Below are 13,284 nucleotides of genomic sequence, written 5' to 3'. Positions count from 1 at the left end.
CACCTAAATTCATTTGAATAGTTGAGTGATTTTATTAGTGGATCGATAGCTCGCTTATCGCCCATTTTGCCCAAAAATCCGGCTATATTTAGGAGCATTTCTTCGCGCCTATAATCCCAGAAGTTTTCCCAGCCCTTAAGCATCTCAATAAACGCTTCAACTATGCGCGGGTCCCTAAAATTGCTCAATCCTTTAATGGCCCCCAGGCATACATTCTCTTGAGAGTCTTTAAGGGCCTCAATTAGCGGCCCAATGGCTCGCACATCACCTAATTGACCCAGGGCTACGGCGGCTTCGGCACGCGCCCAGTTGTACTGAGATCCGGCACGCACCCATTCATCCTCGTCTTTAAGCACTTGGATTAGCGGTTGAACCGCTTGCTTATCGCCACGTTTGCCTAAAGCCTTAGCAGCTTTCTGGCGCACTTGCCAATCTGAGTCGTTGAGAGCATTAATCAGAGATTCAACTGGTTTCATAGGTTTTTACTCAGTTAGAATCTGGATATTTTAATTATTGGGCATGATGAGATTTACTAAACTTAACTACTGCCGATATTTATTAAGCAGTTCTCTCAACAATTATATAGTAACCAACGATTCCCAAGCAGTGCCCTGACAATTTTGAGCGGCAAGCGTTTGACAGACCCAGAATTATTTAGGTTAAGGCGATCGCCCGCGATAGAAAATCAGTCTTAAATTGTCAAAATCAGAAACTTGCCCGCTGTCCGGTAATATGAGAAAGGATTAATTTTTAACAGCGCGGCATGGCTACTATTTGGGAACTCGACTTTTACAGCCGTCCAATCCTAGACGAGCGAGAGAAAAAAAAATGGGAAGTGTTGATCTGCGAAAGCCCGCTGAATGTAGGCGACAAGGCCGAATCTCTGTTTCGCTACTCGCAATTGTGCTCGAGTTCTACCGTGAATTCCCTGTGGCTGGCGGGTGCAATTAAAGAGGCGATCGCCTCCGCACCCAAACGACCCGAAAAAATCCGCTTTTTCCGCCGCCAAATGGCGAACATGATTACTAAAGCCTGCGAGGACTTGGACATTCCCGCCGCCTGCAGCCGCCGCACCCTCGCCCTCAGCCTGTGGCTGGAAGAACGGATGCAAGACGTTTATCCAGCCGAACCGGGCTATCAACCGGTGGTGAACCCGAGCGTTCAATTTATACCCGAAACGCCAGTGGCGCTGCCGGATGCTTTAATGGGCGAAAAATGGAGGTTTGTGAGTTTGCCGATCGCCGCTTTTGACGAAATGTCCGAGTGGGATATCGGATTTGGCGAAGCTTTCGGGCTGCCGATGACACGGCTGGGCCCGGAAACGCAAATTCCGGGACTGATTATCTACTCGTCGAGAGCAAACGCCCTGGCAGGTTGGATGTCGGGTTTGGAGTTGGCTTTTCTCAAATTTGACAGCGGCCCGCCCGCTAGGCTGGTATTAGATACGGGAGCTAACGATCGCTGGATTTTAGCTAATCTCAGAGACGCAGCAACTGAGAGAGAAGCGAAAGCATTTGAAGCCGCGAAAAAGCAAGCAAAACAAGTACATTTCTTAGCAATTCAGTCAAATCCCGAATCGGAATCTTTCGCAGGATTTTGGCTGCTGCACGAACTAACTATTTAGTCCCTCGCTTGGCAATAACTGATATCTGGCAGCATTCTCAATTAGATTTAACCAACCTGTTTTTTTGATAAACAATCTCGGCTTTGAGATTTGACCTGCAGCAAGAAATCTGGTTTCTGACCCGCCAAAAAACGGTTCCAAGCCGCAGACTCCTGTCGTGGAGAGAGCGCAATTTTAGATTCTAGTTCGAGATCCAAGATTTATCTGTGGAGTAAATCTCAAATCTCAAATCTCAAATCTCAAATCGACGCTAAGGGCTTGGACAAGATGCAAATAATCACAAATGCGTAGCCTCTTGTTATCCCCAATTATATAGCGGTTCTCAATAAAATGAGGTACACACCGCTCGCAACTGATGCCCACGGAGGCCTATGCCCTATGCCCGCGAGAGCACCTCATGTTACTGAGAAAGGCTATACCAGTTTCCCAAAAGAATCTAAATGTAGGCTCGTGCTTCCAACCCATATCCAGTAAGTCATTGCCAATTCTTTAATCGAAAATCGAAAATCGAAAATCGAAAATCGAATCGCCCATTACCAACCACCGACAACAATGACCAATCACCAATCAGCAGAACAACTGCTAGAATTAGCCACCAAAGCAGGGGCCGAAGCTGCTGAGGTATTGGAATCGCAATCGCTCTCGCGGCCGGTCTTTTTTGAAGCAAACCGCCTCAAACAGCTAGAAACTGCCCAAGCAGAAGGCATTGCCCTACGGCTGTGGCGGGACGGGCGGCCGGGTTTGGCGGTGGCCTACGGGCCCGTGGAACCGCAAATTTTGGTGGACAGGGCGATCGCGCTTTCGCAACTCAACGAACAGGAAACCATCGAACTCGGCACCGGTGAGAAAGTTGTTTATCCCGATCGCGGAGTGTCGGTGCCAGCCGAACAGCTAGTAAACTGGGGAAAAGAGGCGATCGCGATCATCCGCGAAGCCTATCCCGAAAGCCTCTGCACCGCCGAACTCGACTGCGAAATCGAAAGCACTCGCTTGTTGAACACCAGAGGCTTGGATTCCAGTCACACCGACACCACCCTCAGCGGTTACTTGTCAGCAGAATTAGTGCGGGGAGAAGATTTCCTTAACATTTGGGAAGGCGAAACCGAACGCGGCACCCTTGACTTAAACACTAGCGCCAGGCGAGTTTTGCAACGTTTGGAATGGGCGAAAGACAATGTAGCCCCCCCCACGGGCCGCGTGCCGGTGCTGTTTACAGCCAAAGCGGCCGATTTACTCTGGGGGACTGTCTGTGCGGCGTTGAACGGCAAACAGGTACTCGAAGGCGCTTCGCCTTGGAATGATCGTTTGGGATCTCAAGTGACATCGCCGCTTGTCACCCTCTCGCAGCAGCCGGATATCGGGCCCTATAGCTGTCCCTTTGATGACGAAGGCACTCCCACTCGGGCGATCGTCTTTATCAACAGCGGAGTGTTGCAGCTATTTTATACCGATCGCACCACCGGTCGAGCCTTGGGTAGCGGCACCACCGGCAACGGATTTCGCCCGGGTTTGGGCAGCTATCCGACGCCGAGTTTGTTCAATGTTTTGATTAAACCAGGTTCGCTTTCGCTAATCGATTTAATCGCTCAATTAGACGACGGAATTGTAGTCGATCAAATGCTTGGTGGCAGTGCCGGAATTTCCGGCGATTTTTCGATTAACGTCGATCTCGGCTACCGAGTCAAAAAAGGTCAAATAGTCGGCCGAATCAAAGACACAATGGTAGCTGGCAACGTTTACAGCGTCCTCAAACAATTAGTAGAATTGGGAGGAGACTCCGAGTGGAACGGTTCTTGCCAAACACCATCTGTAATTGTAGAGGGATTGTCCGTCATCGGCAAAAACTAATGGATAATTGGTAATCCGGAATCGGGAATCGGTAATTGGTAATAAACTTTTGATTTTTAAATTGGGACTCTTAAGTTAAAGAGTTTTCCCTGCCCAACTCTAGATTGAAAACTTAAATTTACTAGCCAATTCCCCATTCCCAACTATCAATTATCCAGCCCAACTGCCCGGTATTCTCTTAGAGTCTACACCTCTATTCATCGATAAAATTTGAGCCATTACGCATCCTACACATAAATTCAACATCTCAAATCTCAAATAATTATGCGTATTTGTTTTATTGGCGATTCTTTTGTAAACGGTACGGGCGATCCCACATATCTTGGTTGGACAGGAAGAATTTGCGCGGCCGCTTGCGGCGGGCAAAGACAGGATATTACCCATTATAATTTAGGAGTGCGGGGAGAAACCAGTGCCGATATAGAAACTCGGTGGTTCAGCGAAATTTCTGGCCGCTTGCCTCACTACGGCGACGGCAGAATAGTATTTTCCTTTGGCGTCAACGACACTTACCTAGAAAACGGAAAAACTCGCGTAGAACTTGAAAAATCAATTGAAAACCTCCGCTATATTCTCAAGTCTGCCAAAGAATTATTCCCCGTTTTAATGGTAGGTCCACCGCCAGTTAATGAGGCAGCTCGCACAATCAGAATAGCCAATTTATCCGAACATTTTTCGCAAGTTTGCAGCGAGTTAAACGTACCTTATTTAGATATTTGCACTCCTCTGCAAAAATCAGAATTTTGGCGGAAAGAGCTTACCGAAAATGACGGTTCCCATCCCCGTGCCGCCGGTTATACTGAATTGGCTAAAATAGTTCACAATTGGGACGGCTGGAAAGCTTGGTTTAAAAATATCAATAGATCTGATAAAAAGACTGTTACCCTGTTCCGAGCCGTCGGCAAAAAAGAAATGGAATTAATTAAAGAAAGCGATTTCATGGCATTTCCGCCGCGGCTGCCTTTTCAGCCTATGTTTTATCCCGTACTCTACAAAGCATACGCCATAAAAATTGCGCGGGATTGGAATACAAAAGATGCAGCATCGGGATATTTTGGCTATGTAACCCAATTTCAAGTTTTGGCTGAATTCTTAAAAAAATATTCCGTCCAAACCGTCGGCAGTTCCATTCACAAAGAATATTGGATTCCGGCAGAAGACTTGGCAGAATTTAATCGCAATATTATCGGAAAGATTGAAATATTTGCTGAATATCAACCGTAGAATAGGAGCAATGACAGATGTTAGATTTTAATAAATTTGAAGTTGTAAGTTTTGACTGCTACGGCACTCTCATAGATTGGGAAAGGGGAATACTGCCAGTCTTGAGACAATTGCTGTCAAGTCGCGAGATAGATTTGAGCGATGACGCAACTTTAGAGCTGTTTGCTGAATTTGAATCTGAATTGGAAAACTCCCAATACAATTATATCAAATATAGGGAAATATTGCAACAAATAGTGCAACAATTCGGTAAAATATTGAATTTTGAACCGACAGAAACAGAAGTCAAGTGTTTGAGTGAGTCCATCAAAAATTGGCAGCCATTCCCGGATACAGTCGCAGCTTTGGCAGCACTCAACCAAAAATACAAACTGGCTGTAATTTCTAACATTGACGATGATTTGTTTGCGGATACGGCAAAACATTTAAAAGTTGAATTAGACTGGTTGATTACTGCGGAACAAGTGCGATCGTACAAACCGTCAACTCGCAACTTTGAAATCGCCCTAGAAACCATGGGAATAGCACCGGAAAAACTGCTGCACGTTGCTCAGAGTATATATCACGACATTGTACCCGCCGCATCAATGGGAATATCAACAGTTTGGGTAAATCGCAGACACGAGAAAACAGGATTTGGGGCGACACTGCCGGCCAGTGGCCAGCCAGACTTGGAAGTGCCGGATTTGAAAACATTGGTGGAGGCTATAGGGTAAAAAAAATCGCAGCTTGACATCAAATCCGGTAGTATCGGAATTACAGCAGATTTCAGGTAAGTATCGAAGGATTTTTCGCTTGCATTGCGATCGAGCAGACAATTCTCAGGTCATCTACGCTATTTATGCCGTATATAACTATCCCTAAACAATTTAGGGAACCTTCCAGGGTCATCAAATCTCAACTGTTTTTACGGCCGAAACGCCTCGCTATTTTTGAAGCTTGTCTGATCGGTTTAATTTCAGGACTCGCTGGGGTTTTGCTCAAATCAGGAGTCGGATGGCTGGGCAGTTGGCGAGTTGCTACCTCGACACTAATTCCAGCTTGGATATTACTTCCGGGCGTCGGTTTATTGGGTGGGTTGCTGACAGGTTTCTTGGTTGAGCGTTTTGCTCCCGAAACAGCAGGCAGTGGCATTCCTCACGTCAAAGCTGCTCTCGGCGGAGTCAATCTTTCCTTAGATTTGCGAGTAGCTGTCGCCAAACTTCTGGCCACTATTTTAGCAGTTGGTTCCGGTTTAACTTTAGGCAGGCAAGGCCCGACTGTGCAAATAGGAGCATCTTTGGCCGGCTGGATAGGTCACTTGATGCCAACTTCCCCAGACTACCGCCGACAATTGATTGCTTGTGGTGCTGCTGCGGGATTGGCTGCTGGTTTCAATGCTCCCATAGCAGGAGTTTTGTTTGTAGTTGAAGAACTGCTGCACGACGTTTCGGGATTGACTTTAGGGACTGCAATTATCGCTTCATTTATCGGTGCAGTTGTCTCGCAGCTTTTGGGCGGCGATAGTTTAAGTTTGAACCTTCGCGAGTACCAAACCAGTTTTGATGCTCAGGAAATCCCGTTTTATATACTGTTAGGAGTTTTAGCGGGATTGCTGGGAGCTTTGTTCACCAAAGGGATTATTGCTAGCTTGCAATTTAACAGGCGATCGCTCAAATTAGCTTTGCCCGCGCGAGTGGCTCTAGCTGGCCTAATCTGCGGTTCAGTAATAGCTATTCTCCCAGAAACTTTCCGCAACAATACGGGTTTGCGGGAGTTTCTGCTGACTGGCGAAGCAAGCGGTATAACGAGTTTAATTGCTTTTATAGCTCACTTTTTTCTGACAATTATTTCCGCTGCTTCTGGAGCTCCGGGAGGATTGTTTTCCCCTGCCCTAGTTCTCGGTTCTGCCCTCGGTCACATGGTGGGCATTGTGCAGGCAGATTCCCTGGGCATCGGTTTGCCGGTAACTTACGCTTTGGCAGGAATGGGAGCGTTTTTTTGTGCGGTTTCTAGGGCGCCGATTACTGCGGTAGTAATTGTGTTTGAAATTACGGCGGATTTCAAATTAGTGCTGCCTTTGATGATCTGTTCTGTAGTTGCTTATTTGGTCGCGGAAAAGGTGGACAGTGGCTCTTTGTACGATCGCCTTTTGGAGTTTAACGGCATTCAACTGACAAAGGCAAAAGCTGCCAGCAATACTTTGAGCGACTTGCACGCAGATGACGTGATGCAGCGCCGAGTAGAAACTCTTTCGAGTCTGCTGACTTTCGATGAAGTGATGCAGGCTTTTTCGCGATCGCACCACCGAGGATTTCCAGTCGTTGAAGATGGCAAATTAGTCGGAATTGTCAGTCAAACCGATTTGGCAAATGCCAGCGAGCGCAATTTTTCCGGAGACTCGCTGCTCAAAGAATTTATGACTCTACACCCGATCGCAGTCAAAGCAAAAGATACTTTAAGCGAGGTATTGTACAGGCTCAACAACTACAATATCAGCCGTTTGCCAGTCATAGAAGGTCGGCGTTTGGTGGGAATTATTACCCGCAGCGACATTATCCGAGTTGAATCCGATCGCCTCAGCGGAGAAACAACCCAGGGTCCGCACCCAGAACCTTCCTATGTTGTCTATCAAACCAGGGCTCCGCAAGTCGGAAACGGCCGCTTATTAGTGCCGCTTTCCAACCCCCAAACAGCACCCGCTTTGCTGCGGCTGGCCGCGGCCATTGCGCGCGATCGCAATTACGAATTAGAATGCCTGCAAATCATCTTAGTACCGCGCAACAGTTCCCCCTCAGAAAGCGCAGTGCGGACAACCAAAAGCCGCCGCCTCCTGCAACAAGCCGAGCGAATTGTTCGCAATTGGAACTTGCCAGTACACACCCAAATACGGGTAGCTCATGACGTGCCTAACGCGATTTTGGAAACAATTAGGGAGCGCCACATCGATTTAATTTTGATGGGCTGGCAAGGCGAATTATCCACCAAAGAACGCATTTTTGGCGATGTTGTCGATACCGTAATTCGGCAAGCCGGCTGCGAAGTGGTTTTGGTGAAGTGGAGCGAAAAACTATTAGCAAAACGCAAGAAAAATGAGTTTTCCGCCACTTTCAGCGGGCGGAAATATGCGTCTATAGAATGGGAGTTAAATCCCGAAAAAGTTGACGGCGCCGATAATCCCATATTGGCGAGATCCTCAGATTCATCAGCGACTCCAGAGACGGAACTTTCCCCGCCGAATTCAGACATTCCAGGGCCAGAATTGGGCCTGCACACGCTGATGGGTTTGCAGCGCTGGTTGGTACCTATTCGCGGCAGTTACAAGCAAGCTGCCGCTTTGCGGCTGCTACCGGCTTTAGTGGCTGCGAGCTCTGTACCGCAGATTAAATTGTGTCAGGTTCACCAGCCTTCTGTTGCAGAACCCGATCGCGGCGAATTAAAGCAAGCCGCGGAGTTTATCAAGCGCCGGGTTAGCTGTTCGATAATAGCGACTTCCGTTTGCGCTCAATCGGTTTCTGATGCTTTAATTGATTTGGCTCAGAACGATCAGTGCGATGCGATCGTCCTGGGAGCGAGCCGCGAAGGGCTGCTGAAGCAGGTGATTCAGGGGAATATCCCGGAAGCTGTGGCGCGTGGGTGCGACTGTACAGTCATTTTAGTGCGATCGGCTAATTAGTCATTAGTCATTAGTCATTAGTCATTAGTTATTAGTTATTAGTTATTAGTTATTAATTATTAGTCTTGTTCCCTGGCTCTGCCTGGGAATACATACCCGGAGGCTCTGCCTCCAATGCCCAATGCCCAATGCCCAATGCCCAATGCCCCATTCCCAATAAATATGGTTCACTTTAACGTTGGCTTCCAACACTTTAACTCCTTCGCCGACATTACGCTATCCTTGGCAAAAACTTTAGACAAAATTGGAATTCCTATTTCTGTCGAACCTTCGACAATTGCCTCTCACCTCACCCGCAACTCCACACCCGAAGAAAACGAGCTGCTAGAGAAGTGGATGAACACCGCACCATCAGATTTATTTCACATCAAATGGTCTCATTACTGGAAACCTCATTTTTTAAAAGAACTCAACGGTCATCTCAACTTAGAACTTTTTGCTATCAATTACGAATTCGCCCAAAACACTGATGATTATGATTACTGGATTTACGATGCTGTCAATAACTTATCCCACAAACTAGCCGTCAGCCAATATTCTAAAAACGTTTTAATTAATGCTGGATGTCCGGCTGACAAAGTATCAGTCATGCCTCTAGGTTTCAATCCTTTAATCTCGCAACTCTATGTTCCCAGACCGCAAAAAACCCAAAAAGATGTAAAGTATATTCTGCACATGACCAATTCTTTTGATTTGTATAGATTTGGCACGGATATCGCCATTCAAGCTTTTTGTGAAGAGTTTAAAGATGATTCTAACGTAGAGTTAATTATCAAAGATGGCGGCAAAAATCCAGATGTTATAGTGGAATATCTCCTCAATATCGAAAAGCACATCGGCAAGTTAAAGTCAAAAATTATGATCATCCCTAAATTTTATACTAAAGCAGAACTAGCTGATTTATACTTGTCAGCCGATGCTTTTTTAGCTCCGTTTCGCGGGGAGGGTTTTGCGATTAAAATTTTGGATGCCTTTGCTGCAGGTTTGCCCGTCGCTATGACTATGTACGGCGGCCCGACTGAGTACGCCACTCCTGATAACTGCTATCCCATTGCTTACGATCTAATTCCCGTCGGAAAGTGTTACGATACTCAGTATCTAAAAATCACAAATGCTCCTCATTGGGCAGAACCAAATGTTCAGTCTGTTCGCCAACAGTTGCGAAAAATTGTTGAAGACCCGATGCGTTTTCAGGTAGCTCAAAAAGCTAGAGAGACGGCGGATTTATTTAATTGGGAAGCTGTGGCTCAAAAATTGCTAAGATTAATGCGAGAATTGTTTTAGGAGCGGAATTTATGGGACTCGAACGCAAAATGTTTAGGGGAATGTTTTTACCGGGGGAAGTGGTAAGATTGAAACAGCCTTGTTTTACTCCCGGGCGATTGTTTGAGCCAGGAAAATATAACGCTGATGAGTTGCCGGATATCGCTTTTGAGATGGGTTTGGTAGACCATTTGCCACCAGTCAAAGGCAAGAGTGCAGAAAATCTCAATCCCCAGAACCCGCCAGATCAAAACCTGGAGGACTAAACTCCCGTTTGCAGTAAGGACTTCTGTCCTGAAAATCCTCGTTTGCAGTAAAAACTTTAGTCCTGAAAATCCCCGTTTGTAGTAAGGACTTTAGTCCTGAAAATTAAAATAATCAAAGACTCAAGTCCTGACTGCAAAAAAGATAAAGCCAATTTAACCATTTTGCTGTATCTGGGCAACTAACTCTTTCAAAACTTTACTAGCTTTATCATTCTCAATCTGACAAGTTCCGGCATTCTGGTGTCCGCCGCCACCATATTTTAACATTAACTGCCCAATATTAGTGTTAGAAGTTTTGTTAAAGATTGACTTACCAACTGCGAAAACAGTATTTTGTTGTTTCAGTCCCCAAAGTACGTGAATCGATATATTGCACTCGGGGAACAAAGCGTAAATTACAAAACGATTCCCCGCATAAATCACCTCTTCGTTGCGCAAATCCAAAACAACTAAATTATTATAAACTTGGGCGCAGCGCTGTAGTTGATATTTAAATTTTTCTTCTTGCTCGAAGTAGAGGTCTACTCTTTCTTTCACATCAGGAAGCTGCAAGATTTCATCGATGGTATGATTTTTGCAGTAATCGATTAACTGCATCATTAACTGATAATTGGAAACCGTAAATTGTTTAAACCTTCCCAACCCGGTTCTGGCGTCCATTATGAAGTTTAACAGCACCCATCCTTCCGGATGCAAAACCTCTTCTTTGGCAAATTGAGCAGAATCTGATTTGTCAACTGCCGCCATCATCGTGTCGGAAATATCAGGAAACTTTGCTTTGCCTCCATAATATTTGTACAACACCCTAGCTGCAGAAGCTGCATAGGGGTCGATGATGTGGTTGATTTTGATTTTGTCGTGTCTGAGAGTTTCGCTGAAATGGTGATCGAAAGCTAGATGAACTCCCTCAACATAGGGTAAATTAGTGCTAATATCGTTATTTGTTATTTCGATTTTCCCATCCTGCATATCTTTAGGATGCACGAATTTAATCTCGTCGATTATATCGAGTTCTTTGAGCAAAACGGCACAGACAAGACCGTCAAAATCGCTGCGGGTGACTAATCTGTATTTTTGAGTGAGTGGCATATGCTTCTGTGATAGGCAGGGAATGATTATAAGACAATATAACTTATTACCCGATCGCTTTCCAATATGAACCCTGACCCTTACGCTTGGATAGAGAAGTCCCTCGACACTATTCGTCGCGCCCATTGGCATCGATCGCCACAATCGATCGAAAGTTCCCCCGGGGCTGTGGTAAAATTAGCAGCCCGTCGGCTGATTAACTTTGCCAGCAACGATTATCTCGGACTTGCCGGCGATGACAGGTTAATTCAAGCAGCTATGGCTGCAACTAAGGAATTTGGTACGGGTGCGACGGGTTCGAGGTTGCTAAGCGGACACCGCTATTTGCACCAGCAGCTAGAACTCGCTATTGCTAATTTAAAACAAACTGAAGATGCTTTAGTCTTCAGTTCGGGATATTTGGCAAATTTAGGGGCGATCGTATCCGTTGTCGGCAAGCGCGATTTAATATTATCTGACAAGTACAACCATTCGAGCCTGAAAAACGGAGCCGCACTCAGCGGTGCAACTGCCCTAGAATACAGTCATTGCAATCTTGAGGATTTAACAGCCAAGTTAGAGCAAAATCGGGCGAGATACCGCAAGTGTTTAATTATTACCGATAGCGTCTTTAGCATGGATGGGGACTTGTGTCCCCTGCCGCAGTTGTTAGCTTTGGCCGCAAAATTTAACTGCATGGTATTAGTAGATGAAGCACACGCTACAGGAGTTTTCGGTGTTAGCGGTGCCGGTTGTGCAGAACATTTCGGGTGTACGGGAACACCGCTGATTCAAGTAGGGACACTCAGCAAAGCTTTGGGAAGTTTGGGCGGCTACGTTGCGGGCTCTGCTGCTTTAATTGATTTTCTGCGTAATCGAGCTCCGAGTTGGATTTATACTACAGCATTGACGCCTGCTGACGCCGCGGCTGCTTTGGAAGCTGTGAGAATTGTACAGCAAGAACCAGAACGCCGAGTTCGGTTGCGACAAAATATCGAAACTTTCAAATATTGCGCCATTACCAATCACCAATTACCAATTAGCAATTCCCTCTCCCCTATTTTCAGTCTTCCGTTAAAAGATGCAGCCTCCGCTTTAACAGTCGGCAGCAAACTCAAGGAGATGGGTATTTTTGCTGCGGCGATTCGGCCTCCGACTGTAAGCGTGAGTCGAATTCGGATTTCCCTGATGGCAACTCACGAGCTCGCACACCTTCAGCAGTTGGTAGAGGCGCTGGAGGAAGTTTTGAGTTTTGAGTAAAAGTTGGGTGCGCCATAAGTACCTTACCCTTTGAGTGAATGTTGGGAGATGGGGAGAATTTATACTTATGCCGAATCCCTTCTGCCGAATGCAGTCTAGCCTTCTGCAGCTCTAGCTTTCTGCCGAATGCAGCTCCTTGCTTCTGCCTTTTTTTTTGATTGTCAAGATATCTCTATTGACTTATGGCGATGATTATACACTATTGTGGTAGATTGGTCAACAACTATAAACTTTTGGTAAATTTAGATACTTTTTGAAATTTAGCGCTATATTAGAGAAGTAGCAGGTACACCAAAATAAATATAAGGAACGTCCACCATGAACACAAATCGTCAAAACGTAAGAAAAGTAGCAGAAACCCACCGCGCTAACATTCACAAGCAACTGATGCACCGCATAGAAGTAGCGAGATCCAGTGGGAACCAAGATTTGGTTCGGGTGCTTGAAGAGGAAATGAGACAGCTTTAAAAAAGCTGCAACAAGAATTTGCCCGTAGTTTGGTTTAGAGGGTTGTGCGAGAAATGCAGAATTCCGGCAACCACTACCTGTTAACTTTTCACTCCTCTCTTAGTTGGTAGGAAAAACCCCGGTTTCTTCAAGAAACCGGGGTTTTTTATTGTGAAGGAAGAAGAAAGAAGGAAGAGGGAACAGTCCAGGACGCACAAACTTTATCTATAGGGTGCGCTCACGCCGCGCACAGAAACTCTACCAATAGCGGATTGAACCATTTTTTGCGTAAGTTATGAATTGACATACTCCCCGACCTTTCATGTGCGGGGATTCTTAACACTTCATCGACCAATACTACCGAAGTAGTTTTACTCAGCCTCCATGTTCATTTTGAGTCGTGGCAATGCCCTATCCCGACTATATGTATCGTTTTGTTTGAAAACGAGTATATGTATCGTTTTGTTTGAAAAACATTAACAATACTTTTTATTTTGCTTCCAGGTTGGATTTTAACCATTGCCCTTCAGTCTTTCCCTATTACTGGATCAGTCCCGGTTTCAACTCAAAATGAGTATATATCGCTGCAATCTTAGGTGGGTATTTCAACCAATTAAATTATAACATAA

General features: G+C 45.7%; 11 protein-coding genes. 9 read left to right on the top strand and 2 right to left on the bottom strand.

Features of this window, described 5'->3' with window-relative positions; translation table 11 throughout:
- On the bottom strand, positions 1 to 476 hold a 476-nt coding region (locus tag ACUVJL_RS14405), incomplete at its 3' end, for a HEAT repeat domain-containing protein (RefSeq protein ID WP_445246473.1).
- Positions 477 to 763: 287 nt separating this feature from the next.
- Between ACUVJL_RS14405 and ACUVJL_RS14400 the strand changes: the two genes are divergently transcribed.
- The 7 genes from ACUVJL_RS14400 to ACUVJL_RS14370 all read left to right on the top strand — a co-directional run bounded on the left by ACUVJL_RS14400 (position 764) and on the right by ACUVJL_RS14370 (position 9,880).
- Positions 764 to 1,624 (top strand): Tab2/Atab2 family RNA-binding protein, encoded by an 861-nt coding sequence (locus ACUVJL_RS14400; RefSeq protein ID WP_445246472.1) that lies wholly within the window; start codon positions 764 to 766, stop codon positions 1,622 to 1,624.
- Positions 1,625 to 2,176: 552 nt separating this feature from the next.
- The gene (locus ACUVJL_RS14395) at positions 2,177 to 3,472 is read left to right on the top strand and encodes a TldD/PmbA family protein (RefSeq protein ID WP_445246471.1); all 1,296 of its coding nucleotides are present in this window, start codon (positions 2,177 to 2,179) and stop codon (positions 3,470 to 3,472) included.
- Positions 3,473 to 3,736: 264 nt separating this feature from the next.
- Positions 3,737 to 4,696: a GDSL-type esterase/lipase family protein gene (locus ACUVJL_RS14390; protein WP_445246470.1), complete on the top strand. Its 960-nt coding sequence runs from the start codon at positions 3,737 to 3,739 to the stop codon at positions 4,694 to 4,696.
- Positions 4,697 to 4,713: 17 nt separating this feature from the next.
- Positions 4,714 to 5,412 carry a haloacid dehalogenase type II gene (locus tag ACUVJL_RS14385; RefSeq protein ID WP_445246469.1) on the top strand — a complete coding sequence of 233 codons (699 nt, stop codon included), beginning with the start codon at positions 4,714 to 4,716 and terminating at the stop codon, positions 5,410 to 5,412.
- Between the two features lie 125 nt (positions 5,413 to 5,537).
- Positions 5,538 to 8,351, top strand: a complete 2,814-nt coding sequence (locus ACUVJL_RS14380; RefSeq protein WP_445246468.1) for a chloride channel protein — start codon at positions 5,538 to 5,540, stop codon at positions 8,349 to 8,351.
- Positions 8,352 to 8,513: 162 nt separating this feature from the next.
- The gene (locus tag ACUVJL_RS14375; RefSeq protein WP_445246467.1) at positions 8,514 to 9,635 is read left to right on the top strand and encodes a glycosyltransferase family 4 protein; all 1,122 of its coding nucleotides are present in this window, start codon (positions 8,514 to 8,516) and stop codon (positions 9,633 to 9,635) included.
- 11 nt (positions 9,636 to 9,646) lie between these two features.
- Positions 9,647 to 9,880, top strand: a complete 234-nt coding sequence (locus tag ACUVJL_RS14370; protein ID WP_445246466.1) for a hypothetical protein — start codon at positions 9,647 to 9,649, stop codon at positions 9,878 to 9,880.
- 153 nt (positions 9,881 to 10,033) lie between these two features.
- Here ACUVJL_RS14370 and ACUVJL_RS14365 read toward each other — a convergent pair whose 3' ends face one another.
- Positions 10,034 to 10,969 (bottom strand): exopolyphosphatase, encoded by a 936-nt coding sequence (locus tag ACUVJL_RS14365; RefSeq protein WP_445246465.1) that lies wholly within the window; start codon positions 10,967 to 10,969, stop codon positions 10,034 to 10,036.
- Between the two features lie 66 nt (positions 10,970 to 11,035).
- Between ACUVJL_RS14365 and bioF the strand changes: the two genes are divergently transcribed.
- Together bioF and pirA are read left to right on the top strand one after the other, a co-directional pair.
- Positions 11,036 to 12,208, top strand: a complete 1,173-nt coding sequence (bioF, locus tag ACUVJL_RS14360; protein WP_445246464.1) for an 8-amino-7-oxononanoate synthase — start codon at positions 11,036 to 11,038, stop codon at positions 12,206 to 12,208.
- Positions 12,209 to 12,526: 318 nt separating this feature from the next.
- Entirely contained in the window at positions 12,527 to 12,676 is a 150-nt protein-coding gene (gene pirA, locus ACUVJL_RS14355; protein ID WP_445173492.1) for a hypothetical protein, read from the top strand.
- Positions 12,677 to 13,284 lie beyond the last annotated feature (608 nt).

The sequence above is a fragment of the Microcoleus sp. OTE_8_concoct_300 genome, assembly GCF_031383065.1.
Taxonomy (GTDB): domain Bacteria; phylum Cyanobacteriota; class Cyanobacteriia; order Cyanobacteriales; family Microcoleaceae; genus Microcoleus.
Note: the sequence above shows the minus strand (reverse complement) of the source record. Positions and strands in the feature narration are given on the sequence as shown.

What these genes read in the sequence shown, in the direction of transcription:
- ACUVJL_RS14400 (WP_445246472.1), top strand. Translation starts at nt 764, where the DNA reads ATGGCTACTATTTGGGAACTCGACTTTTACAGCCGTCCAATCCTAGAC.
- ACUVJL_RS14395 (WP_445246471.1), top strand. Translation starts at nt 2,177, where the DNA reads ATGACCAATCACCAATCAGCAGAACAACTGCTAGAATTAGCCACCAAA.
- ACUVJL_RS14390 (WP_445246470.1), top strand. Translation starts at nt 3,737, where the DNA reads ATGCGTATTTGTTTTATTGGCGATTCTTTTGTAAACGGTACGGGCGAT.
- ACUVJL_RS14385 (WP_445246469.1), top strand. Translation starts at nt 4,714, where the DNA reads ATGTTAGATTTTAATAAATTTGAAGTTGTAAGTTTTGACTGCTACGGC.
- ACUVJL_RS14380 (WP_445246468.1), top strand. Translation starts at nt 5,538, where the DNA reads ATGCCGTATATAACTATCCCTAAACAATTTAGGGAACCTTCCAGGGTC.
- ACUVJL_RS14375 (WP_445246467.1), top strand. Translation starts at nt 8,514, where the DNA reads ATGGTTCACTTTAACGTTGGCTTCCAACACTTTAACTCCTTCGCCGAC.
- ACUVJL_RS14370 (WP_445246466.1), top strand. Translation starts at nt 9,647, where the DNA reads ATGGGACTCGAACGCAAAATGTTTAGGGGAATGTTTTTACCGGGGGAA.
- ACUVJL_RS14365 (WP_445246465.1), bottom strand. Translation starts at nt 10,969, where the DNA reads ATGCCACTCACTCAAAAATACAGATTAGTCACCCGCAGCGATTTTGAC.
- bioF (WP_445246464.1), top strand. Translation starts at nt 11,036, where the DNA reads ATGAACCCTGACCCTTACGCTTGGATAGAGAAGTCCCTCGACACTATT.
- pirA (WP_445173492.1), top strand. Translation starts at nt 12,527, where the DNA reads ATGAACACAAATCGTCAAAACGTAAGAAAAGTAGCAGAAACCCACCGC.